The organism is Brevibacterium sp. BRM-1, assembly GCF_026802075.1.
Classification (GTDB): domain Bacteria; phylum Actinomycetota; class Actinomycetes; order Actinomycetales; family Brevibacteriaceae; genus Brevibacterium; species Brevibacterium rongguiense.
In genome coordinates this window covers 1,192,247-1,213,783 of the sequence record NZ_CP113788.1, presented here as the reverse complement: position 1 = coordinate 1,213,783, position 21,537 = coordinate 1,192,247, and the positions used below count along the sequence as shown (strand labels likewise).

20 protein-coding genes and 1 pseudogene are annotated in these 21,537 nt (G+C 73.0%); 15 read left to right on the top strand and 6 right to left on the bottom strand.

The genetic code is table 11. The features are described from left to right. Position 1: 1 nt before the first annotated feature. A complete protein-coding gene (locus BRM1_RS05320) occupies positions 2-1,390 on the bottom strand; it encodes an MFS transporter (RefSeq protein ID WP_268529019.1) in 1,389 nt (462 codons plus the stop codon). A gap of 165 nt (positions 1,391-1,555) precedes the next feature. On the opposite strand from BRM1_RS05320, the pseudogene BRM1_RS05315 reads away from it, so the two are divergent. The 5 genes and pseudogenes from BRM1_RS05315 (at position 1,556) to BRM1_RS05295 (ending at position 6,328) form a co-directional block, all read left to right on the top strand. Continuing rightward, a pseudogene (locus BRM1_RS05315) lies at positions 1,556-2,783 on the top strand (CaiB/BaiF CoA transferase family protein). After that, complete coding sequence (locus BRM1_RS05310; protein ID WP_160953768.1) at positions 2,780-3,706, top strand: hydroxymethylglutaryl-CoA lyase; 927 nt, start codon at positions 2,780-2,782, stop codon at positions 3,704-3,706. The pseudogene BRM1_RS05315 and the gene BRM1_RS05310 overlap by 4 nt, the downstream one beginning before the upstream one ends. A gap of 47 nt (positions 3,707-3,753) precedes the next feature. Beyond that, on the top strand, positions 3,754-5,061 hold the full coding sequence (gene rlmN, locus BRM1_RS05305) for a 23S rRNA (adenine(2503)-C(2))-methyltransferase RlmN (RefSeq protein ID WP_268529016.1): 1,308 nt from the start codon (positions 3,754-3,756) through the stop codon (positions 5,059-5,061). 45 nt (positions 5,062-5,106) lie between these two features. Further along, positions 5,107-5,664: a DivIVA domain-containing protein gene (locus BRM1_RS05300; RefSeq protein WP_268529013.1), complete on the top strand. Its 558-nt coding sequence runs from the start codon at positions 5,107-5,109 to the stop codon at positions 5,662-5,664. A gap of 19 nt (positions 5,665-5,683) precedes the next feature. Next, positions 5,684-6,328, top strand: a complete 645-nt coding sequence (locus BRM1_RS05295) for a propionyl-CoA synthetase (RefSeq protein WP_160953770.1) — start codon at positions 5,684-5,686, stop codon at positions 6,326-6,328. Here the strand turns inward: BRM1_RS05295 and BRM1_RS05290 are convergent. Next, a complete protein-coding gene (locus BRM1_RS05290; protein ID WP_160953771.1) occupies positions 6,309-7,508 on the bottom strand; it encodes an acyl-CoA dehydrogenase family protein in 1,200 nt (399 codons plus the stop codon). The two genes, BRM1_RS05295 and BRM1_RS05290, sit on opposite strands and share 20 nt — an antisense overlap. Positions 7,509-7,583: 75 nt before the next feature. Here BRM1_RS05290 and dxr point away from each other — a divergent pair, with 75 nt between their 5' ends. The 4 genes from dxr to BRM1_RS05270 all read left to right on the top strand — a co-directional run bounded on the left by dxr (position 7,584) and on the right by BRM1_RS05270 (position 12,302). Further along, on the top strand, positions 7,584-8,786 hold the full coding sequence (gene dxr, locus BRM1_RS05285; protein ID WP_268529008.1) for a 1-deoxy-D-xylulose-5-phosphate reductoisomerase: 1,203 nt from the start codon (positions 7,584-7,586) through the stop codon (positions 8,784-8,786). Beyond that, entirely contained in the window at positions 8,783-10,144 is a 1,362-nt protein-coding gene (locus BRM1_RS05280; protein WP_268529007.1) for a M50 family metallopeptidase, read from the top strand. The genes dxr and BRM1_RS05280 overlap by 4 nt, the downstream gene beginning before the upstream one ends. Positions 10,145-10,278: 134 nt before the next feature. After that, positions 10,279-11,427: a flavodoxin-dependent (E)-4-hydroxy-3-methylbut-2-enyl-diphosphate synthase gene (gene ispG / locus BRM1_RS05275; RefSeq protein WP_160953774.1), complete on the top strand. Its 1,149-nt coding sequence runs from the start codon at positions 10,279-10,281 to the stop codon at positions 11,425-11,427. After that, positions 11,424-12,302, top strand: a complete 879-nt coding sequence (locus BRM1_RS05270; RefSeq protein ID WP_268529003.1) for a GNAT family N-acetyltransferase — start codon at positions 11,424-11,426, stop codon at positions 12,300-12,302. Before ispG ends, BRM1_RS05270 begins: the two co-directional genes overlap by 4 nt. 46 nt (positions 12,303-12,348) lie before the next feature. Here the strand turns inward: BRM1_RS05270 and BRM1_RS05265 are convergent, their stop codons facing one another. After that, on the bottom strand, positions 12,349-12,735 hold the full coding sequence (locus tag BRM1_RS05265; RefSeq protein ID WP_160953776.1) for an RNA-binding S4 domain-containing protein: 387 nt from the start codon (positions 12,733-12,735) through the stop codon (positions 12,349-12,351). Between the two features lie 98 nt (positions 12,736-12,833). Here BRM1_RS05265 and BRM1_RS05260 point away from each other — a divergent pair, with 98 nt between their 5' ends. Then, positions 12,834-13,832, top strand: a complete 999-nt coding sequence (locus BRM1_RS05260; protein ID WP_268528999.1) for a cytochrome b/b6 domain-containing protein — start codon at positions 12,834-12,836, stop codon at positions 13,830-13,832. A gap of 64 nt (positions 13,833-13,896) precedes the next feature. On the opposite strand, the gene BRM1_RS05255 is transcribed toward BRM1_RS05260, so the two are convergent. Next, complete coding sequence (locus BRM1_RS05255) at positions 13,897-14,826, bottom strand: carbon-nitrogen hydrolase family protein (RefSeq protein WP_268528997.1); 930 nt, start codon at positions 14,824-14,826, stop codon at positions 13,897-13,899. 99 nt (positions 14,827-14,925) lie between these two features. On the opposite strand from BRM1_RS05255, the gene BRM1_RS05250 reads away from it, so the two are divergent. Next, positions 14,926-16,746 (top strand): proline--tRNA ligase, encoded by a 1,821-nt coding sequence (locus BRM1_RS05250; RefSeq protein ID WP_160953778.1) that lies wholly within the window; start codon positions 14,926-14,928, stop codon positions 16,744-16,746. Between the two features lie 14 nt (positions 16,747-16,760). Further along, positions 16,761-17,576, top strand: coding sequence for a TSUP family transporter (locus BRM1_RS05245; protein ID WP_160953779.1), 816 nt, complete (start codon positions 16,761-16,763; stop codon positions 17,574-17,576). On the opposite strand, the gene BRM1_RS05240 is transcribed toward BRM1_RS05245, so the two are convergent. Further along, positions 17,560-18,579 carry an aminoglycoside phosphotransferase family protein gene (locus BRM1_RS05240; protein WP_268528993.1) on the bottom strand — a complete coding sequence of 340 codons (1,020 nt, stop codon included), beginning with the start codon at positions 18,577-18,579 and terminating at the stop codon, positions 17,560-17,562. The two genes, BRM1_RS05245 and BRM1_RS05240, sit on opposite strands and share 17 nt — an antisense overlap. Then, entirely contained in the window at positions 18,576-19,514 is a 939-nt protein-coding gene (locus tag BRM1_RS05235; RefSeq protein ID WP_160953781.1) for a hypothetical protein, read from the bottom strand. Before BRM1_RS05235 ends, BRM1_RS05240 begins: the two co-directional genes overlap by 4 nt. Before the next feature lie 100 nt (positions 19,515-19,614). On the opposite strand from BRM1_RS05235, the gene rimP reads away from it, so the two are divergent. The 3 genes from rimP (at position 19,615) to BRM1_RS05220 (ending at position 21,467) form a co-directional block, all read left to right on the top strand. Further along, complete coding sequence (rimP, locus tag BRM1_RS05230; protein ID WP_160953782.1) at positions 19,615-20,076, top strand: ribosome maturation factor RimP; 462 nt, start codon at positions 19,615-19,617, stop codon at positions 20,074-20,076. Between the two features lie 113 nt (positions 20,077-20,189). After that, positions 20,190-21,149, top strand: a complete 960-nt coding sequence (gene nusA / locus BRM1_RS05225) for a transcription termination factor NusA (protein WP_268528987.1) — start codon at positions 20,190-20,192, stop codon at positions 21,147-21,149. 24 nt (positions 21,150-21,173) lie between these two features. Next, positions 21,174-21,467, top strand: coding sequence for a YlxR family protein (locus tag BRM1_RS05220; RefSeq protein WP_268528984.1), 294 nt, complete (start codon positions 21,174-21,176; stop codon positions 21,465-21,467). Positions 21,468-21,537 lie beyond the last annotated feature (70 nt).

The window sequence follows — 21,537 nt, the reverse complement described above, 5'->3', positions numbered from 1 at the left end:
CTCAGGCGGGGTTGATCTCCGCGAGGCTGCGCCGCGTGGTGCGCGGGCCCAGGAACCCGATCGCCGCGCAGATGATGAGCAGCGCCGCGCTGACGACGAGGTACATGGGCAGCGCCCCGTAGTCCTCGAGCACAGGCAGGAGGATGAACGGCAGCGCACCGCTGGACAGGCGCGACAGGGAGTACGTCCAGCCCACCGCCGTGGCCCGCAGCGCGGTGGGGAAGATCTCCGCCTGGTAGATGTGGAACGCGTTGGAGAAGACGTTGCTGATCGCGGTGGTGAGGAAGCCGAAGACGACGATGAGCACCTCGGAGTCCGAGGTGGCGAAGAGGATGCCGGAGACCGCCATCGCCACCGTGGCCGCGATGAGCAGGTGCTTGCGCTCGAAGCGGGCGATGAGCGGCGTGGACAGCAGCGAGCCCAGGGGGTAGCCGAGGAACGACAGCGCGGTGAACAGCAGCGAGTGGGTGACGTCGTAGCCGCGGGAGACGAGCACGAGCGCGGAGAGCGTGCCGAAGCCGTAGTAGCCGAACGTCTGGAAGAGGTGGAAGACGGCGAGCATGCCCAGCCGCCGCAGGTACGGCGGCCGGAACAGGCGGGAGAGCCGCTGCTGCGCGGGCTCGGGCGCCTCGGCGTCCACGCCGCCGGCCCGTGCCTCGATGGCCTGCAGCTCCTCCGCGTCCACCCCGGAGCCCGCCGCGAACTCGTCGAGCGCGGCCTGCGCCTCCTCGTTGCGGCCCGCGCTGGCCAGCCAGCGCGGCGATTCGGGCAGCCGGCGGCGCAGGAACAGCACCGCGACCGCGCCCAGGCCGCCCAGTGCCAGCAGCCAGCGCCAGCCGGCGATGCCGAGCGGGGGAGCGGCGTTGAGCCACAGCGCCAGGAAGCCCACGACGGGCACGGCGATGAACGAGCAGGTGTAGGCCCAGGTGGCGAGCCGGCCGCGCTTGTCCTTGGGCAGCACGTCGGAGAGGTAGACATCGCCCACCGGGTACTCGGCGCCTACCCCGATGCCCGCCATGAAGCGGGCGAAGACGAGGAACCAGGCGTTCGGGGAGAACGCGGCGATGAGCGACCAGAGCGAGTACCACGCGAGCGTGAGGAGGAAGGCCCGGCGGCGCCCGATCCGGTCGGCGAGCCGGCCCAGGCAGACGGCGCCGACGAACATGCCGACGAAGGCGGAGGCCAGGAGGAGCTTGAGCTGCAGGCCCGAGATCGCGAACGTCGTGCCGAGTGCCACGTTCATCGAGCTGGCGAGGAAGACCTCGTACATGTCGAAGAAGAGGCCGAGGCCCACGGCGATGACGACCCGGCGGTGGACGCGCCCCACGGGGAGGCGGTCGAGCACCGCGCCGATGCTGCGCTGGGTGGAGGTGAGGTGGGGCGGCGTCATCGGCACTCCTCGGTGGGCTCGGCGCCCCGCGGGCGCCCTGGTTCGCTGGCGCCGCCATCGTCCACCCGCACCCGGCGGCGCGCACGTCCCGACCACGATGTGAGACACGGGTCCACGATACGGACCGCGCCCGGGTGTGCGGCGCGGCCGCTATAGCCTCGCGGCATGAGCGACACCGCGCAGTCCGAGCAGCACACCCCGCTCGCAGGCATCCGCGTCCTCGAACTGGGCAACTACATCGCCGCGCCCACGGCGGGGCGCCTCCTCGCGGACTTCGGCGCCGAGGTCATCAAGATCGAGCGCCCGGGCACGGGCGACGAGGTCCGGCGCTGGCGGCTGCCGCGCGGGTCGACGTCCATGCTCTTCCGCACGCTCAACCGCCACAAGCGCTCCGTCGCCCTCGACCTGCGCTCGCCCGCCGGACGCGAGGCCGTGCTCGCGCTGGCAGCCCGCAGCGACGTCGTCATCGAGAACTTCCGGCCGGGCACCCTCGAGAAGTGGGGGCTGGGCCCCGCGCAGCCCCGACCTCGTGCTGTGCCGGATCTCCGCGTTCGGCCAGACCGGCCCGCTGTCGTCGCGGCCCGGCTTCGCCGCGGTCGCGGAGGCCTACGGCGGCCTGCGCGAGCTCGTCGGCGACCCCGACCGCCCGCCCGTGCGCGTGGGCGTCTCGATCGGTGACTCGATCGCCGGGATCTACGCCGCCTTCGGCGCCGTCATGGAGCTCTTCGCCCGCCAGAGCGCGCGCCTGGCCGGGCGGCGCCCGCCTCGGCTGGGCGACCGGGTGGTCGACGTCGCGCTCAACGAGTCCATCCTCTCCGTCATGGAGTCCCTGCTGCCGGACGCGGACGCCTACGGCACGCAGCGCACGCGCACCGGCGGCCGGATGGAGGGCATCGCCCCGTCGAACGCCTACGTGTGCGGCGACGGCCGCTCCGTCGTCATCGCCGGCAACGGCGACTCGATCTTCGCCCGCCTCATGGACCTCATCGGCCGGCCCGACCTGCGCGACGACCCAGCGCTCGCCGCCAACGACGAGCGCTGGCGCCGCCGCGAGGAGCTCGACGCCGCCATCGGCGAGTGGACGGCGGCGCGCCCGCAGGCGGACGTGCTCGCCGACCTCGCCGCCCGCGACATCCCCGCCGGGCCCATCTACACGGCCGCGGACATCGCGGCCGACGAGCAGTACGCCGCGCGCAACATGGTCCAGCGCCGGACCGCCTCCACCGGGAACGAGGAGCTCGAGGGCATCGCCTTCCCCGGCATCGTGCCGGTCTACGGCGGCCGGTCCGGTGAGATCGGCAGCCTGGGCCCCGAGCTGGGCGCGGACACCCGCGCCGTGCTGACCGAGGTGTGCGGCATGGACGCCGCGCAGCTGCAGCGGGTGCTCCCATGAGCCCCGCACCGGCGATCATCCGGGACGTCACGCTGCGCGACGGCCTCCAGCTGACCGGCAAGCCGCTGCCCGCGAGTGCCAAGGCGCAGCTGGCGCGCTCCCTGTTCGAACTGGGCTTCGAGGAGCTCGAGGTGGGCTCGCTGGCCCATCCGAAGGCGGTGCCCGCGGTGGCGAACACCCCGGAGGTCCTCGGGCTGCTGAGCGAGGCCGAGCGGGCGCGCAGCTGGGTGTGGGTCGCCACCGCCCGCCAGGTGGAGCGCGCCATCGACGCGGGGGCCACCCGCTTCCAGTTCTGCCTGTCCGCCTCCGACGCCCACAACCGCGCCAACGTCAACCGCACCGCCGAGCAGAGCATGGCCGAGCTGCCCCGCGCGCTCGAGCTCGCCGCGACGGTGGGCGGCCGCGTGCAGCTGTGCCTCGCCACGTCGTTCACCTGCCCGTTCGAGGGCCCGGTCGACCCGCAGCGCGTCCTCGACCTGGCGGGCGACCCGCGCGCCGCCGGCACACCGGACATCGTCATCGCCGACACCCTGGGCCAGGCGAGCCCCGCACAGGTGAGCGGCCTCATCGCCCGGGTGGCGGCGGAGACGCCGCAGCGGCGCATCGTGTTCCACGGCCACGACACATGGGGCCAGGGCACCGCCAACGCACTGGCCGCCGTGCAGGCGGGCGCAGGCGTCGTCGACGGGGCACTGGGCGGCCTGGGCGGCTGCCCGTTCGCCCCGGGAGCCAGCGGCAACACCGCCACCGAGGACCTCCTGTTCGCCCTGCGCCCCGACTGGCTGGACCCCGCGGGCTTCCACGCGGCGGTCGGGCTGGGTGCCGAGCTGACCGAGCGGCTGGACGAGCCCAACCGCTCGCGGGCCGCAGAGGGGGCACGCGCGCACGCACCGGCCTTCCCCTGGGCGCTGCCCGCACAGTAGGCCTGCGCTCGCGCGGCGCTGAGCGCGCATGGAATAATGGCACGGTCATGAATGAGAGCACCCGCACCCGCCAGGTCCGCCCCGTCGTCGAGAACGCCGACGGGACCACCTCGCGCACCCCCACGCGCGGCGGGCGGCCGCTGCTGAACTTCAAGTCCCCGCGGGTCAGCCAGCCCCGGCAGCACCTGGCGGACATGACGATGGACGAGAGGGTCGCCGCGGTCACGGAGCTGGGGCTGCCCGCCTTCCGCGCCAAGCAGCTCTCCACCCACTACTTCGTCCACCACACGACGGATCCGGACGCCATGACGGACCTGCCGCAGGATCGGCGCGCGGAGCTCGTCGAGCGCTTCTTCCCGCCCCTGCTCACCGAGGTCCGCCGCCAGCGCACCCCGAACGGGGACACGATCAAGTTCCTCTGGCGCCTGTTCGACGGTGCCCTCGTCGAATCCGTGCTCATGCGCTATCGCAACCGGATCACCCTGTGCGTGTCCTCGCAGTGCGGCTGCGGCATGAACTGCCCGTTCTGCGCGACGGGCCAGCAGGGGCTCACGCGCAACATGTCCACGGCGGAGATCGTCGAGCAGGTGATCCGCGCCAACCGGGTGATCGCCGCCGGCCAGCTCGCCCCGGACACGGAGGCGGACACCGACTATCTGGGCAATCCCGCCGCCGCGGTCGGCTCGGAGGCCGACGAGGAGCAGGGCGATGCCCCCAGCCCCGCCGGGAGCGCCGAGCGGGTGACGAACATCGTCTTCATGGGCATGGGCGAGCCGCTGGCCAACTACAAGCGCGTCATGGCCGCCGTCCGCCGCTTCACCGACCCCGCGCCCGGGGGCCTGGGCATGTCCGCCCGCCGCATCACCGTGTCCACGGTGGGGCTGGTGCCGGGCATCCGCAAGCTGGCGGCGGAGGAGCTGCCGGTCACGTTCGCGCTGAGCCTCCACGCCCCCGACGACGGGCTGCGCGACGAGATGATCCCCGTCAACACCCGCTGGAAGGCCGACGAGGCCATCGACGCGGCCTACGACTACTACCGGCAGACCGGGCGGCGCGTGAGCATCGAGTACGCACTCATCAAGGACATGAACGACCACGCGTGGCGCGCGGAACTGCTGGCCAAGAAGCTCAACGCCCGCGGCCGCGGCTGGGTCCACGTCAACCCCATCCCGCTCAATCCCACCCCGGGCTCCGTCTGGACGGCCAGCGAGCCCGAGGTGGCGGCCGAGTTCGTGCGCCGGCTCGTCGCCGCCGGCGTGCCCACGACGATCCGCGACACCCGCGGGCAGGACATCGACGGGGCGTGCGGCCAGCTCGCCGCGGCCACCGAGGACGGCGCGCCCGCGCGCGCATGAGACCGCCGCGGGCAGCGGCGCACAGGAAACGAGGAGAGGCACGTGGTGGACCAGAACTTCCCCAGGATGTCGGGATGGAAGAACGGCTACGACCCTGCGCAGGTCGACAGCTTCTTCAAGCGGGCGCGCGAGTCGTTCGAGCGCCGCACCCCGCAGCCGGGCGACCTCGACGCGCGCGCGGTGCGCACCGTGGGCTTCAGCCTCGTGCGCAACGGCTACCACGTGGGCGTCGTCGATGCCGCGCTCGACCGCCTCGAGGACGTGCTGGCCAAGCGCTCGCGCGAGCTGCTCGTCGCCCAGTCCGGCGAGGACGCGTGGGTCCAGGAGCTCACCCGCGCCGCGAGCTCCCTGCGGGGCCGCCTCGTGCGCCCGGAGGGGGAGCGGTTCGCCACGGCCGACACCGGCGTCATCGGCTACGACATCACGGAGGTCGATGCGCTGCTCAACCGCATCAACGGCTACTTCTCCGAGGGCCGCGCCATGAGCGTCGACGAGGTGCGCCGGGCGCTGTTCAAGACCCGCAAGGGCCAGCGCGCCTACGACGAGGACCAGGTGGACGCGTTCATCGACCGCGTCGTCGAGGTCATGGCGAGCGTCGACTGATGGTGCCCCGGGAGCGGCGATGAGCGCCCAGCCGCACTGGTTCGCCCCGCCCGGGCGCTTGGGCGAGGGCCATCCGGGCACCCTCAACCCCGTCTACGAGCGCCTCGACCGCGCCATCATCGACGGCCGCGCCGACGAGCCGGCGCTCGCGGGCATCGGCCCGGACGGCGCGCGCGCCGAGCTCACCGTGGCGGAGGCGCTGGACCGGGTGGCGAAGATCGCCGGCGCCCTGCGCCTGCTGGCCGTGGGCCCGGGCGTGCCCGTGCGCATCGCGTCCGGCGTCGCCCCGCTGACCGCCGAGCTCGCGGCACTCGCGGTCCAGCGGATCGGCGGGACCGTGGTCTGGGGCGCCGGCGACGCTCCCGGGGCGCCGGCCGCCCCCGTCGTCATCGAGCCGGACGCAGAGGAGCCAGCCGGCGCCTCGGCGGCCGAGCGCGGCGTGCACAGCGCGTTCGCCAAGCCCCTGCGGCGCCTGCCCAGCCGGGTGGAGGGCACCCGCGTGCGCGATGAGCGCGACGGCGCCTCGCTCGACGCGCTCGTGCGCGACGGGCGGATCGAGCCGGCGGCGGTCGAGCCGCTGCCTGCCGATCAGGTCATCGAGATCGCCGCGGACGGCGCCCGCACGACCGCGCTGGAGGCCGCGCTCAGTTCGCGAACGCGTTGATGCCCGTGAGCGCGCGGCCCAGCGTGAGCTGGTGGACCTCGTGGGTGCCCTCGTAGGTGAGCACCGTCTCGAGGTTGACCGCGTGGCGCAGCGGCGAGTACTCGCTCGTGATCCCGGAGCCGCCGAACAGCGCGCGCAGGTCACGGCACACGTTGAGCGCGGTGTCCGCGTTCACCATCTTGCCCAGGCTGATCTGCTGGGGCGAGATGCCCTGCGGCGAGTCCTTGAGGCCGCCCAGGTGGGCCGCGAGCAGGGTGATCTGCGAGTACTGCCCGAACGCCTTCGCAAGCTTCTGCTGGCTGATCTGGAACGAGGAGATGGGCCGGTCGAACTGGATGCGGCTGCCGGTGTAGCGCAGGGCCTCGGTGAGCGCGTCGCGCGCCGCGCCCGTGACGCCGAAGACGATGCCGAAGCGCGCCTCGTTCAGGCACGACAGGGGGCCCTTGAGCCCCTCGGCCTTCGGCAGCATGGCCGAGGCCGGCAGGCGGACGTTGTCCAAGACGATCTCACCGGTGATCGAGGCGCGCAGCGAGATCTTGCGGTGCACCTCGGGCGTCTCCACTCCGGGGGTGTCGGTGGGCACGACGAAGCCGCGCACCACGGGGCGTCCGCGCTCGTCCGTGCCCTCCGTCTTCGCCCACACGATCGCCACGTCGGCGACCGGGGCGTTCGTGATCCACATCTTCGCGCCGTTGAGCACCCAGTCGTCCCCGTCGCGCTTGGCGTGCGTGCGCATGCCGGCGGGGTCGGAGCCCACATCGGGCTCGGTGAGGCCGAAGCAGCCGAGCGCCCTGCCCTGGGCCATGCGGGGCAGCCACTCCTCCTTCTGCTCCTCGGAGCCCCAGTGGTGCAGCGCGAACATCGCCAGCGAGCCCTGGACGCTCACGAGCGAGCGCAGCCCGGAGTCGATCGCCTCGAGCTCGCGGCAGGCCAGGCCGTACTGGGTGGCGGTCGCCCCGCCGCAGCCGTAGCCGTCCAGGTGCATGCCGAGCACGCCCAGCTCGCCCAGGCCCTCCGCCAGCTCGCGGGCGGGGATGGTGCCCTCGAGGAACCAGTCGCCGATCTTCTCGCGCACGTTCTCGTCGAGCCACTTGCGGACGATGCCCGCCCACTCGAGGTCCTCCTTGTCGAAGACGGAGTCGATGCCGAGGATCTCGTCGGGGGTCTGCGTCTGTGCCATCACTGCCCTTTCAGCGGGGTTCGGGATGGGAGGACTTCACCGTCCTCCCAGAAACCGATGCGATCATCGGTGCTCGTGGACGTCCGTGATCTGAGTGTACTGGGGGCCACCGGCTCGGTCGGCAGGCAGGCCCTCGACGTGGCCCGGCGCAATCCGGGCCGCTTCCGCGTGCGCGGCCTCGCGGCCGGCTCCGATGCGGCCGGCCTCGCCGCGCTCGCCGTGGAATTCGGCGTGGAGGCGATCGCGCTGGCCGTCGGGAGCCGCGAGGTCGCCCGCGCCGCCCTCGCCCGCGCCGCCGCCGCGCAGGGTGTCCCCGACCCGGTGCGCGAGATCCTCGTGGGCCCGGACGCCGCGGCACAGCTGGCCGCGCGCCCGGCCGACATCGTGCTCAACGCCGTGACGGGCGCCGTGGGCCTGGGCGCCACCCTCGCGGCGCTCGACGCCGGCACCGACGTGGCCCTGGCGAACAAGGAGTCGCTCATCATCGGCGGCGAGCTCGTGCTCGCCGCCGCCCGCGCCACCGGGGCCCGGCTGCTGCCGGTGGACTCCGAGCACTCGGCGCTCTGGCAGTGCCTGCGGGCCGGTGCCCGCGGCGAGGTCGACCGGCTCGTCATCACCGCCTCCGGCGGCCCGTTCCGCGGCATGGACCGGGCGCAGCTCGAGGCCGTCACACCGGCCCAGGCGCTCGCCCACCCCACGTGGGACATGGGCGCCGTCATCACGACGAACTCCGCCACGCTCGTCAACAAGGGCCTCGAGGTCATCGAGGCCCACCTGCTGTTCGGCATCGCCTACGGTGACATCGACGTCGTCGTCCACCCCCAGAGCCAGATCCACTCGATGGTGCAGTTCCGCGACGGCGCGACGATCGCGCAGGTCTCCCCGCCGGACATGCGCCTGCCGATCGCCTACGCGCTCGGACTCGAGGAGCGCATCCCCGGCGCGGCACCGGCCAACGACTGGTCCGCAGCCCAGGAGTGGACGTTCGAGGCGGTCGACCACGCGGCATTCCCGGCGCTGGGCCTCGCGATCGCGGCGGGTCGGCGCGGCGGCACCGCGCCGGCCGCCTACAACGCGGCCAACGAGGTCCTCGTCGAGGCCTTCCACGCGGGCGCGGTGTCCTTCCCGCAGATCGCCGACGGCCTGGCCGCCGTCCTCGCCCAGCACGCCGACGCGGAGGCGACCCGCGCCTCGGTGCTCGCCGCCGATGCGAGCGCCCGCGCGGCCGCAGCGGCCTGGGCGCGCACCGCCGATGAGAACGGGCGGGGCGCCGCATGACCGCAGCCCTCTTCATCCTCGGCATCGTCCTCATGCTCGTGGGCATCAGCGTGTCGGTCGGCCTCCACGAGCTCGGCCACCTCCTGCCCGCCAAGCGGTTCGGGGTCAAGGTCACCCACTACATGATCGGCTTCGGCCCCACCCTCTTCTCGTTCCGGCGCGGGGAGACGGAGTACGGGATCAAGCTGCTGCCGCTGGGCGGCTACATCGCCATGCCGGGCATGTACCCGCCGCTCGAGGCGACCGAGGGCGGCCGGCCGCCCGCGCGCCGGCGCGCCCGGCTGTTCCAGCGCACCGTCGACGATGCCCGCGAGGTCTCGAACCAGGAGATCGGGCCGGGGGAGGAGGGCCGGACGTTCTACGCGCTCTCCGTGCCCAAGCGCCTCGTCGTCATGTTAGGCGGCCCGTGCGTCAACCTCGTCCTCGGCATCGTCATCATGGCCATCGTGCTGTTCGGGTTCGGCGTGGCGAAGGGGCCGAGCACGACCGTCGCGACCGTCGTCGAGTGCGCGGTGCCCGCCTCCGAGGCGGCTGCGCGGCCGGCCGAGCAGAAGAGCGAGTGCCAGCCGGGCGACCAGCAGACCCCCGCGTGGCAGGCCGGCCTGCGCCCGGGCGACACGATCGTCGCGCTCGACGGCCAGCGGATCTCCGACTGGGACCAGCTGTCCGCGCTCATCCGCACCGACGCCGGCAAGACCGTCCCCCTGACCATCGAGCGCGACGGCGCCGAGCAGACGCTCGAGGTGCCCATCATCCGCACCGAGCGCCCGGTGACCGGGGCAGACGGCCAGCAGGAGACGAACGCCGACGGCAGCCCCAAGACCGCCCAGGCGGGCTTTCTGGGCATCGGCCCCACCCAGCTGCGCGAACCGCTGCCCATGGCCGAGTTCCCCGGCCAGGTGGGCCACATGATCGGCCAGACGTTCACCGCGCTCATCACGCTGCCCCAGAAGCTCGTGGGCGTGGGCCAGACCGCGTTCACGGACCGCGAGCGCGACCCCAACGGCCCCATCGGCATGGTGGGCGTGGGCCGCGTGGCCGGGGAGATCGCCTCGCAGTCGCAGTTCGACGTCGCGCAGAAGGCACAGATCGGGCTGAGCCTGCTGGGCTCGCTCAACTTCTTCCTCTTCGCCTTCAACATGGTCCCGCTGCTCCCGCTGGACGGCGGGCACATCGCGGTGGGCCTCTACGAGGGCGCGCGCCGGCGGCTCAGCCTGCTGCGCGGACGCGGGCCCACCGGGCCGTTCGACACCGCGAAGCTCCTGCCGCTGACCTACGTCGTCATCGGCGCCATGCTGTGCATGACGGCCCTGCTGGCCTACGTCGACATTGTCAAGCCCGTGAGTCTGTTCGGCTAGCGCCCGGGTGCCCGGCGGGCGATGCCCGGGAGGTCCCGGGTCCACTCAGCCAACCCGCGGGCAGGAGAACTAGACTCGGGTCGACCCGGGTCCGCCGTGCCCCGGGCGCCCACGACAGCGAAGGGAACGCCTCTGTGACCTCGGTCAACCTCGGCATGCCGGCCGCGCCGCCGCCCGTGCTCGCGCCCCGGCGCGCCACCCGCCAGATCCAGGTGGGCCGGGTGGGCGTCGGCTCGGACCACCCCGTGAGCGTGCAGTCGATGACGACGACGCCCACGACGGACATCAACGCGACGCTCCAGCAGATCGCGGAGCTCACCGCCGCCGGGTGCGACATCGTGCGCGTGGCCTGCCCGAGCGCCGACGACGCCGAGGCGCTGCCGGCCATCGCGCAGAAGTCCCAGATCCCCGTCATCGCCGACATCCACTTCCAGCCCAAGTACGTCTACGCGGCCATCGAGGCCGGCTGCGCGGGCGTGCGGGTCAACCCCGGCAACATCCGCAAGTTCGACGACCAGGTCAAGGAGATCGCGCGCACCGCCAAGGACGCGGGCGTCTCGATCCGGATCGGCGTCAACGCGGGCTCGCTGGACAAGCGCGTGATGGAGAAGTACGGCAAGGCCACCCCCGAGGCGCTCGTCGAGTCCGCCGTGTGGGAGGCCTCGCTGTTCGAGGAGCACGGCTTCCACGACTTCAAGATCTCCGTCAAGCACCACGATCCGGTCGTCATGGTGCAGGCCTACCAGCAGCTCGCCGCGCGCGGGGACTGGCCGCTGCACCTGGGCGTCACGGAGGCCGGCCCGGCCTTCCAGGGCACGATCAAGTCCGCGACCGCGTTCGGCACGCTGCTGAGCCAGGGCATCGGCGACACGATCCGCGTCTCCCTGTCCGCCCCGCCGGTCGAGGAGATCAAGGTCGGCCAGCAGATCCTCCAGTCGCTCAACCTCAAGCCGCGCAAGCTCGAGATCGTCTCCTGCCCCTCGTGCGGGCGCGCGCAGGTCGACGTCTACACCCTCGCCGAGCGCGTCACCTCGGGGCTCGAGGGCATGGAGGTGCCCCTGCGCGTGGCCGTCATGGGCTGCGTCGTCAACGGCCCCGGCGAGGCGCGGGAGGCCGACCTGGGAGTGGCCAGCGGCAACGGCAAGGGCCAGATCTTCGTCAAGGGCGAGGTCATCAAGACCGTCCCGGAGGCCCAGATCGTCGAGACCCTCATCGAGGAGGCCATGCGGATCGCCGAGGACTCCGACCAGCCGTCCGGCGCGCCCGAGGTCGTCGTCGGTTGAGCGCCCTGCGCCGGCTCGAGCACCGCCACACCCCGTGGCTCGAGGCGCGGATCGCGGCCGATTCCGCCCGCCACGCCTTCCTGGCCAGCCTGCTCGACACCGCGGGCACCGCCGCCGTGGCCCAGCCCTCCGGCACGCTCTTGGGCTACTTCCGCGGCGGCGAGCCCGTCGCCGCCTACTGGATGGGCGGCAGCGTCATCGCCCTCGAGCCCACCTGCGAGTCGAACGCCGCGGCCGCGGCGCACCTGAACGCGCGCGGGCGCGCCTCGTGCTCGCTCATCGGCGAGGCGCCGGCCGTGCTCGACCTCCACGAGCGCCTCGCCTGGGGCCGACCCCTGGGGGTGCGCCCGGAGCAGCCGCTGCTCCAGGCGCGCGCGGCGCCGGCGGTCGAACCGGCCGAGGGGGTGCGCGTGGGCACGGTGGCAGACCTCGAGGAGACGTTCCCGGCCTCGGTGGCGATGTTCACCGAGGAGGTGGGCTTCTCGCCCATCGCGCACGGCGCCGCCGGCTACCGGTCGCGCGTGCGCTCGCTGCTCGCGGCCGGCAGCACCTACCTCATCACGGCCGCCCGCGGCCCCGACGGCGCGCCCGTGCGGCGCTGGCCGGCCCGGGACCGCGACGAGCAGGTGGTCTTCAAGGCCGATCTGGGCATCCGCTCGCCGGCCGCGGTGCAGGTCCAGGGCGTGTGGGTCCATCCGGACTTCCGCGGCGCCGGGCTCGGGGCGCGCGCCATGGCCGCCGTGACCGCGCACGTGCGCGAGCGCGTCAGCCCCGTGGTCACGCTCTACGTCAACGACTACAACGTCGCGGCCCGCAGGACCTACGCGCGCGCCGGCTACGAGCAGATCGGCACGTTCGCCACCGTCATGTACTGAGCCGTCCCCCCGCCAGCCGCGCCCCGGCGTCAGCCGTGCCCCGGCGTCAGCCGCGCCCGCGCAGCCGGTCGAGCTCGCGCCGGTCCTTCTTCGTCGGCCGCCCGGCGCCCTTGTCGCGGCGCGGAGCGGCCCCGCGCAGCGCGGGATCGGGCGGGGGAGTGCGGTCGATCCAGCAGGCCTGGGCCAGCGGCGCGGAGCCCCGGCCGGGCAGGAAGCCCTGCACCGTGAGGATCCGCTCGGCGCCGCTGCGGCGCACGCGCACCTCCTGGCCGATGCGCACCTTGGCGGCGGCCTTGACGCGCTCGCCGTCGATGCGGACGTGCCCGCTGCGGCAGGCCGCGGTGGCCGCGGAGCGGGTCTTGCAGATCCGGGTGGTCCACAGCCACACGTCGATGCGCTGGGAGCGCGCCCCGTCGAAGTCCGGTTCGAGCATTCTTGTGAGCCTACCCTGCTTAACGCCCGTTCATCATCTGCGGTTACGATTGCCTGCAAACTCCATGACCGTACTGTGCGCTCACCGAGGAAGGTGCGATGGCTGCGACGTCGAAGTCGAGCAAGGGCTCGAAGAAGAAGGGCAAGAAGGGCAAGAAGGGGAAGAAGAAGGGCTTCGACCCGCAGTCCCTCATCAAGCCCGGGATCTACGCCGGCATCGGCATCGTCGCCCTGGCCATCCTCGTCGGCATCGCCATCTGGCTGCGCTCCACGGCGGGCGTGCAGGCGTTCATCGCCCGGTACCCCGGCGAGGCGCCGCTGCCGGAGGGCGCCCCCGTGGGCCTGCCGGGCTGGCTGGGCTGGCAGCACTTCCTCAACTTCTTCTTCATGCTGCTCATCATCCGCTCGGGCCTGCTCATCCTCACGACGCAGAAGCCCGACTCGTTCTGGACGCGCGACAACACGAAGCTCGTGAAGACCAAGGGCGATCCGGTCAAGATGAGCATGAACCACCTCATCCACTTCTCCTTCGACTTCCTGTGGGTCATCAACGGCATCGTGTTCTTCGTGCTGCTGTTCGCCACGGGCCAGTGGATGCGCATCGTGCCCACGACGTGGGAGGTCTTCCCGAACGCGCTGTCCGCGGCCATCCAGTACCTGTCGATGAACTGGCCCGCGGAGAACGGGTGGGTCAACTACAACTCGCTGCAGGTGCTCGCCTACTTCACGACCGTCTTCATCGCGGCGCCGCTCGCCATGATCTCCGGCTACCGCCTCTCGGAGATCTGGCCGATCAAGGGCGAGTTCAACAACGTGTTCTCCATCCGCATCGCCACCGTCATCCACGTGAGCGTCATGGTCTACTTCCTCGCGTTCACGTTCGTCCACGTCTTCCTCGTCTTCGCGACGAGCGTGGTCAACGGGCACGGGCTGTTCGGCAACCTCAGCCACACGTTCGGCGCGCAGGAGCATGCGCCGCTGCTGGGCTTCATCTGGTTCGCCGTGGCGATCGTGGCGATGGCCGCCGCCTGGGTGCTCATCCGCCCCGTCTTCATCGCCCCGGTGGCCGGTCGGTTCGGCAAGGTCACGACGCGCTGAACCGCACCGCCCGCCGCGCCCGGTGCGCGGCGGGCGAGCCCGGCCTCAGCCCTCGGGTCCGGCCTCAGCCCTCGAACACGACGCTCGGCTTGGGCCGGGTGTCGACGCTGAGCCGGAAGACGTCCGGGCGCGCATAGTGCCCGGCCGGGTCGAAGTCGAAGGTGCGCCCCGGGCGCTGCGCGACATCGACCTCGGCGGTGAGGATCGCCTCCTCGTCGTAGACGGGCCCCGCGAGCGCCTGGCCGGCCGGGTCGAGGATGACGCTGCCGCCGCGGATGAGGTAGCCCGCCTCGTCGGGCTCGAGCGCGCTTGCGTAGTCATCGCCGTACGCGTCCGCGCGGATCGCCTGGGCGGCGCTGAGCACGAAGCACCGGCCCTCGAGGGCGATGTGGGACATCGTGTGCTGCCACGTGTCGCGGTCGTCCACGGTCGGGGCGCAGTAGAGTTCGACGCCCTGGGCGTACATGGCCTGGCGCAGCAGGGGCATGTAGTTCTCCCAGCAGATCACCGAGCCCAGCTTCCCGAAGCCCGTGTCGTTGACCGTCAGCGTCGAACCGTCGCCGAAGCCCCAGATCAGGCGCTCGGAGCCCGTGGGCATGAGCTTGCGGTGGGTGCCGACGATGCCCGCGGCGGGATCGATGTGGACCGCGGTGCAGTACAGCGTGCCGCCGGAGCGCTCGATGATCCCGAGCACGGTGAACACGCCGTGGGCTGCCGCGGCCTCGGCGATCTGCGCGAGCTCGGGCCCGTCGAGGTCGACGGCGCCGGCGAAGTACCGGGCGAATTCGGCGCGGCCCTCCTCCGTGCGCGTGCCCACCGGCGCGCCGAAGCGCAGGCCCTTGGGATAGGTGCCCAGCAGCGCCTCGGGGAAGACCGCGAGCTTCGCGCCGCGTGCGGCGCAGTCGCCGATGAGGCCGGCGACCCTGGTCGCGGTGGCGGCCGGATCGAAGGGCACGGAACCGGTCTGGACGACGGCGACGGTGGTTGCTGGCATGGCGCTCCTTGTAGTCGGGTTGGCCCCACGGTAACCCCGCGCGCGGGTGATACGCTCGCTGACATCGCCCCCGCGCCCCCGTTTCCCGAGGAGACCCCTATGCCCCTGCGGATGTCGTCGCTGTTCGTGCGCACGCTCAAGGAAGACCCGGTCGATGCCGAGGTCAAGAGCCACAGGCTCCTCCACCGCGCCGGCTACATCCGCCGCTCGGCCCCCGGGATCTACACGTGGCTGCCGCTGGGCCTGGCCGTGCTGCGCCGCATCGAGGCGATCGTGCGCGAGGAGATCGAGGCCGCGGGCTCACAGGAGGTCCACTTCCCGGCGCTGCTGCCGGCGGACCCCTACGAGGAGTCCGGCCGGTGGGAGGCGTTCGGCGAGGGCCTCTTCCGGCTCCGCGACCGCAAGGAGGCGGACTACCTGCTCGCGCCCACCCACGAGGAGGTCTTCACCCTGCTCGTCAAGGACATGTACTCCTCGTACAAGGACCTGCCGCTCTCGCTGTTCCAGATCCAGACGAAGTACCGCGACGAGGCCAGGCCCCGCGCGGGGCTGCTGCGCGGCCGCGAGTTCATCATGAAGGACGCCTACTCCTTCGACATCGACGACGCCGGGCTCGACGCCTCCTACGAGACGATGCGGGAGGCCTACGTGCGCGTCTTCACGCGCCTGGGCCTGCCCTACGTCATGGTCGAGGCGACACCGGGCGCCATGGGCGGCTCCGGCACCCACGAGTTCCTCTACCCCTCCGAGGTGGGCGAGGACACCTACGTGCGCACCGCCGGCGGCTACGCCGCCAACGTCGAGGCCGTCACCACGGTGGTCCCGGAGGCCGTCGACGCCTCCGCGGTCCCCGCGGCCCACGTGGAGGACACGCCGGAGACCCCGACGATCGCCACGCTCGTCGACGCGGCCAACGCCCAGCAGCCGCGCTCCGACCGCCCGTGGACCGCGGCGGACACCCTGAAGAACGTCGTGTGCGCGGTCATCCACCCCGACGGCACCCGCGAGGTCGTCGTCATCGGCCTGCCGGGAGACCGCGAGGTCGACCTGGGCCGGGCGGCCGGCACCGGGATGCTCGGCGACGGCGAGGTCGACCTCGAGCCCGCCACCGAGGCCGACCTCGCGGCCCACCCCGGGCTGGTCCGCGGCTACATCGGGCCGGGCCTGAGCCTGGAGGCGCCCGTGCTCGGCGCGGACTCGGCCACCGGCCTGCGCTACCTCCTCGACCCCCGCGTCGTCGACGGCACGCGCTGGATCACCGGGGCCAACGAGCAGGGCCGGCACGTGTTCGACCTCGTCGCCGGGCGCGACTTCGCCGGTGACGGCTTCATCGAGGCCGCGCAGGTGCGCCCCGGCGACCCCGCCCCCGACGGCTCGGGCGAGCTCGAGCTGGCCCGGGGCGTGGAGATCGGCCAGATCTTCAAGCTCGGCCGCCGCTACGCCCAGAAGCTCGGGCTCTCCGTGCTCGACGAGAACGGCAAGTCCCAGGTCGTGACGATGGGCTCCTACGGCATCGGGGTGACCCGCGCCATGGCCTGCGTCGCGGAGGAGTACGCGGACGACAAGGGCCTCCTGTGGCCCATCAACCTCGCCCCGGCGGAGGTCCACATCGTCGCCACCGGCAAGCACCAGGACGTCTTCGACGCGGCCGAGGCGCTTGCCGCCGAACTCGAGGCGGCCGGGCACACCGTGCTGCTCGACGACCGCCCCAAGACCTCGCCCGGGGTGAAGTTCGGCGATGCCGAGCTGCTGGGCGTGCCCAACATCGTCGTCGTCGGCCGCGGCCTCGCCGACGGCCTCATCGAACTGCGCGACCGCCGCGCCGGCACGGCCGAGGAGCTGCCGGTGGGCGAGGCGGCGGCAGCAGCGTCCGCGCGGGTGCGCGAGCAGTACGCGGCGCTCGCCGCGCCGCAGGGCTGAGGGGCGCGGGCGCCGTGGCGTGGCTGAGTGCCGGGCCGGTGCCGCTGACCCTGGGCATCCTCGCGCTGCTCGTCCTCGCCGGCCTGCTGGCCGGCTGGATCGATGCGGTCGTGGGCGGCGGCGGCCTCATCCAGCTGCCGGTGCTGCTGCTCGTGCCCGGGATGAGCCCGATCCAGGCCCTCGCGACGAACAAGCTCGGCTCGATCGCCGGCACGGCGGCCTCTGCCACGACGTACCTGCGCAGGGTCGCCCCGGACAAGTCCGCCGCGCTGCCCGCGGCCGTCTGCGCGCTCGCCGGCGCGGTGCTCGGCGCGAAGCTCGCCAGCCTCGTGCCGGAGGCGGCCTTCCGCCCGCTCATCCTCGCCGTCCTCGTGGGCGTCGGCGCGTTCACACTGGCCAAGCCCGCCCTCGGGACCGAGGCCAGGCTGCGCTTCGGGGAGCACTCGAAGCGCCACCACGCGGTGGCGTGGCTGCTCGGCGGCGTCGTGGGGATCTACGACGGGGCGCTGGGCCCCGGCACGGGCTCGTTCCTCGTCATCGGGTTCGTCGCCCTGCTCGGCTTCGACTTCCTGCAGGCCTCGGCCACCGCGAAGATCGTCAACCTCGCCACGAACCTCGGGGCGCTGCTGTTCTTCGTCCCGGCCGGCCACGTCGTGTGGCAGGCGGGGCTCGCCGTCGCGGCGGGCAACGTCGCCGGCGGGGTCATCGGGGCCAAGACCGCCATCCGCTTCGGCAGCGGGTTCGTGCGCGCCGTCTTCATCTGCGTCCTCGCGATCCTCGTCCTCACCCTGGGCTGGCAGTGGATCGCGGGGCTCAGCCGAGGCGCTTGAGGGAGTGCGCGTCCACGCCGCGCACGCTCGCGCCGGCCAGGGCGCGGGCCACCCACAGCGAGCGCGCCGCGTCGCCGAGCGCGCGCTCGTTGCCGCCCTGGGCCGAGCGGAGGTACCAGAACATGTTCTGCAGCTCGCGCGCCACCGTGGCGCCCATCCCGGCGCCCGGTTCGATGTGCGCGTGCTGGCACAGGCTCGCCGCGAAGCCCCGCAGCCAGTTCGCCTGGCCCTCGGGGTCGCCGCCGGGCAGCTCGAAGAGCCGGTTCCACAGGATCGGCGCGACCATGTAGGCCGTGGGGCCCGTGAGGGGCTGCGGGTCGATGGCCTTCCACGTGGAGATCCCCGCGCGATCGGGGTTGCCCGCGAGGATGTTGTAGTAGTGCAGGTCCGCGTGCAGCAGCCAGCTCTCGGGCGACTGCGCGAGGTGCTCGGTCCACGCCCGGCCGGTGTCGAGGAGCTGCTCGTCGGCCGGGTCGGCGGCGGCGAAGCCGCGCAGGAGCTCGGCATCGGCCGGCAGCTTGCGCAGCCAGCCGGCGGCGATGTCCTGCACGCGCACGAAGCCGGGCGCGCCTGGCACCTTGAGCGCGAGCGCGAGCTGGCCCCAGATGGGCGCGACCTTGTCGAACGGCTCGCTCGAGAGGTTGACGCCGGTGCGCAGCCGCTCCTGCAGGGTGGCCCGGAAGTCCGCGTGCTGGGCGATGACCCGCACCGCCCCGTGGCCGTTCCAGCGCCGCAGCGCGGTGAGCACCTGGTCGTGGACGCGGGGATTGTCCGTGTTGGGGGCGGCGAACCGGATGATCGCCTGATAGCCCTCCTCGGTGAGGACGGGGATGACGAGGCTCTCCGCCCCCGCCCACGGGGCCCCGGGCACGGGGTCGAGGGTGACCTTCCAGCGGTCCATGAGCTCGAAGAGCATGTAGTCGAGGGCATCGGCCCACGCGCGGGCGCGGGGCTGGCCGATGATCTCCGCGGCGGCGTTGAATAGAGGTGCCGGAACCCTCACTGCTGCCCCTTCCCCGCGGTGTAGCGCAGCACCTGCGGGCTGCCGGCGGCCGCGCGGCCCCGCGCGCTGGCGTAGAGCGCCGCCCCGGCCAGGTACTTCGCATCGGCGGCGGCGAACAACGGCAGGCAGGCATCGGCCAGGGCCGTCTCGAGGCGCACGGCCAGAGCCCGCGCGGAGCGGACGTCGCTCACCTGCGCGGGCAGCTGCCACGCGGGGCGATCGCCCTGCACGGAGGCCCCGCGCAGGGCCAGCAGGCGGTTGCCGGCCATCGCGGCAACGGCCAGGGCGTTCACGCGCGCCCGCGCGGCCGCGCCGAACGCGCTCGCCGCGGGTGTGGCCACCGCGAGCCGCTCGTAGCCGTAGGAGGCCTGGAAGCAGGTACGCACCCAGTGCGCCAGGGGGTCGTCGGCCGCGGGCGCGGTCGCCGAGGCCGTGGGGGAGGCCGTCTGCGCGGCCGGGGCGACGAGGCCCTCGAGCCGGCGGCCGATCCGCTGCCCGGCGGCTCCGCTGAGCCCGAGCGCCGCGCCGATCGCGGCATCGGCGAGCACCGCGGTGAGGTCGCCGTGCAGGCTCTCATAGCCGTCGAGGACCGCCGCGGCGGCCCGCTGCAGGCCCTGTGCGGGGGTGTAGCGCTGGGCGACCGCGGAGGCGGAGGCGCTGGGCGCGGCGCCGGCGGTCCACACGGGGCCCACCGCGGCGCGCAGGCGCTCGATGCGGGAGCGCTCGGCGCCCTCGGGGCGGGTGGCCGCGAGGATCCGGGCGACGCCGTTGCGGACCTCGTCGGCGGGCTCGGGGCTCGCGTACTGGGGACCGCGGTCGATGCGCAGCCCGCAGCCGCCCAGGGCGCCCAGCCCGGCGAGGCCCGCGATGCCGAACGCTCCCAGGCGCAGCGCGGCGCGGCGGCCGTGGGGGACGGGCGGGGGATGGCTGGGCATGGGGCTCATCCTAGCGGCGTCCACTACGCTTGGGTGGCCAAGGCGCCGCCGGGCGCGGGGCAACGGGCCCCCGGGGCGGCCCGGACAGCGAGGAGGACGGATGTCGGCCGACGAGGACAGGGTCACCGAGGCGATCGAGGGCCCGCTGGGCGCCCACGGGATCCTCGTGGAGGAGGTGCGCGCGCTGGCCGCGGGCTCGCACCGCACGGTGCGGGTCGTCATCGACCTCGCCGGCGACACGGCGGAGCCGGTCTCACTCGAGACGATCGCGGAGGCCACCCGCATCGTCGGCGAGGCCACCGATGACCTCCCGCTGTTCAACGACCGTCCGTACACGCTCGAGGTGACCTCCCCGGGCGCCGACCGGCCGCTGACGCAGCCGCGGCACTTCGCCCGGGTCAAGGGCCGCACCCTTGCCGTGCGCACGGCCGCGGGCAAGCGCACGGGCGAGCTCGTCGCGGCGACCGGCGACCACATCGTGCTGCGCGACGGCGACGGTGCGCTGGCCGAGCTGCCCTATCGCGACATCGAGTCCGCCCAGGTGCAGCTGCGCTTCCGCTGAGCGGGCCGCGCGGGGGCGTGGACTATCCTTGTCACCTGCGCAACGACAACTGAATCGGCGACAACTGAATCGACAGCGGGCCCGCGCGGCCCCCCGTCACGAAGGGCAGGGCAATGGACATCGACCTCAGCGCACTCCGGATGATCGAGCGGGAGCGCGAGATCCCGTTCGACACCCTCGTGGAGCTCATCGAGCAGGCGCTGCTCATCGCCTACCAGCGCTCCGACGGGTACTACCCCGATGCCAGGGCCGAGCTCGACAAGAAGACGGGCAAGGCGACGATCTGGGCCGTCGAGTTCGACCGCGACGACAACCCGATCGGCGAGTTCGACGACACCCCCGAGGGCTTCGGCCGGATCGCCGCGATGACGGCCCGCAGCGTCATCCACCAGCGCCTGCGCGATGTGGAGGACGAATCCGTCTTCGGCACCTTCAAAGGCCGAGAGGGCGAGATCGCCTCCGGCACCGTCCAGCAGGGCCGCGACGCCCAGCTCGTCCAGGTCGACCTCGGCGATGTCGAGGCCGTGCTGCCGCCCCACGAGCAGGTGCCCGGCGAGGAGTACCCCCACGGCGCGCGGCTGCGCGTCTACATCACCGATGTGCACAAGGGGAATAAGGGCCCGGCCGTCACCGTTTCCCGCTCGCACCCCAATTTCGTCCGCCGCCTCTTCGCGCACGAGGTGCCGGAGATCGCCGACGACCTCGTCGAGATCGTCGCCCTGGCACGCGAGGCCGGCCACCGCACGAAGATGGCCGTGGCAGCCCGGCGGCCCGGGGTCAACGCGAAGGGCTCGTGCATCGGCGAGCTGGGCTCGCGGGTGCGCGCCGTGATGGCGGAGCTCGGCGAGGAGAAGATCGACATCGTCGACTACAGCGAGGACCCCGCGACGTTCATCGCCCACGCGCTGTCGCCGGCGCGCGTGTCCAAGGTCGAGGTGCTCGACGCGGATGCGAAGTCCGCCCGGGCCTTCGTGCCCACCGACCAGCTGTCGCTGGCCATCGGCAAGGAGGGCCAGAACGCGCGGCTGGCGGCGAAGCTCACGGGGTGGAAGATCGACATCGCGGGAGCCTGAGCGGGCGTGCTGTAGACTGAGGACGTGGTCTGCGCCGATACTCCCGAACGGATGTGCATCGGCTGCAGGGGACGCGCCCCGGCGGGGCAGCTGCTGCGGCTGGTGAGCCAGCCAGGCAGCCCGCCCCACGTGCGCGTCGACCCGGATCGCTCGCTGCCCGGCAGGGGAGCGTCGATCCACCGCGCCGAGCAGTGCTGGTCAGCAGCGCTGAAGAAGAACGCCTTCGCCCGCGCACTGCGGTCCCCCGGGATCCGCGTGCCGGACTGGGCGAGCATCGATCACGGAAAGTGGTTGTCAGAGATGGATACCCAGCAGTGAGTGCTCAGAGATGACACCCCTCGCATTCGGCTGTGAGCAGTGAGATGACTGTTCACTCACCATGAGGTTC

Bases quoted from the DNA above. Each gene is read 5' to 3' on its own strand.
- BRM1_RS05320 (WP_268529019.1), bottom strand. From the start codon at position 1,390: ATGACGCCGCCCCACCTCACCTCCACCCAGCGCAGCATCGGCGCGGTG.
- BRM1_RS05310 (WP_160953768.1), top strand. From the start codon at position 2,780: ATGAGCCCCGCACCGGCGATCATCCGGGACGTCACGCTGCGCGACGGC.
- rlmN (WP_268529016.1), top strand. From the start codon at position 3,754: ATGAATGAGAGCACCCGCACCCGCCAGGTCCGCCCCGTCGTCGAGAAC.
- BRM1_RS05295 (WP_160953770.1), top strand. From the start codon at position 5,684: ATGAGCGCCCAGCCGCACTGGTTCGCCCCGCCCGGGCGCTTGGGCGAG.
- BRM1_RS05290 (WP_160953771.1), bottom strand. From the start codon at position 7,508: ATGGCACAGACGCAGACCCCCGACGAGATCCTCGGCATCGACTCCGTC.
- BRM1_RS05280 (WP_268529007.1), top strand. From the start codon at position 8,783: ATGACCGCAGCCCTCTTCATCCTCGGCATCGTCCTCATGCTCGTGGGC.
- BRM1_RS05265 (WP_160953776.1), bottom strand. From the start codon at position 12,735: ATGCTCGAACCGGACTTCGACGGGGCGCGCTCCCAGCGCATCGACGTG.
- BRM1_RS05260 (WP_268528999.1), top strand. From the start codon at position 12,834: ATGGCTGCGACGTCGAAGTCGAGCAAGGGCTCGAAGAAGAAGGGCAAG.
- BRM1_RS05255 (WP_268528997.1), bottom strand. From the start codon at position 14,826: ATGCCAGCAACCACCGTCGCCGTCGTCCAGACCGGTTCCGTGCCCTTC.
- BRM1_RS05250 (WP_160953778.1), top strand. From the start codon at position 14,926: ATGCCCCTGCGGATGTCGTCGCTGTTCGTGCGCACGCTCAAGGAAGAC.
- BRM1_RS05235 (WP_160953781.1), bottom strand. From the start codon at position 19,514: ATGCCCAGCCATCCCCCGCCCGTCCCCCACGGCCGCCGCGCCGCGCTG.
- rimP (WP_160953782.1), top strand. From the start codon at position 19,615: ATGTCGGCCGACGAGGACAGGGTCACCGAGGCGATCGAGGGCCCGCTG.
- nusA (WP_268528987.1), top strand. From the start codon at position 20,190: ATGGACATCGACCTCAGCGCACTCCGGATGATCGAGCGGGAGCGCGAG.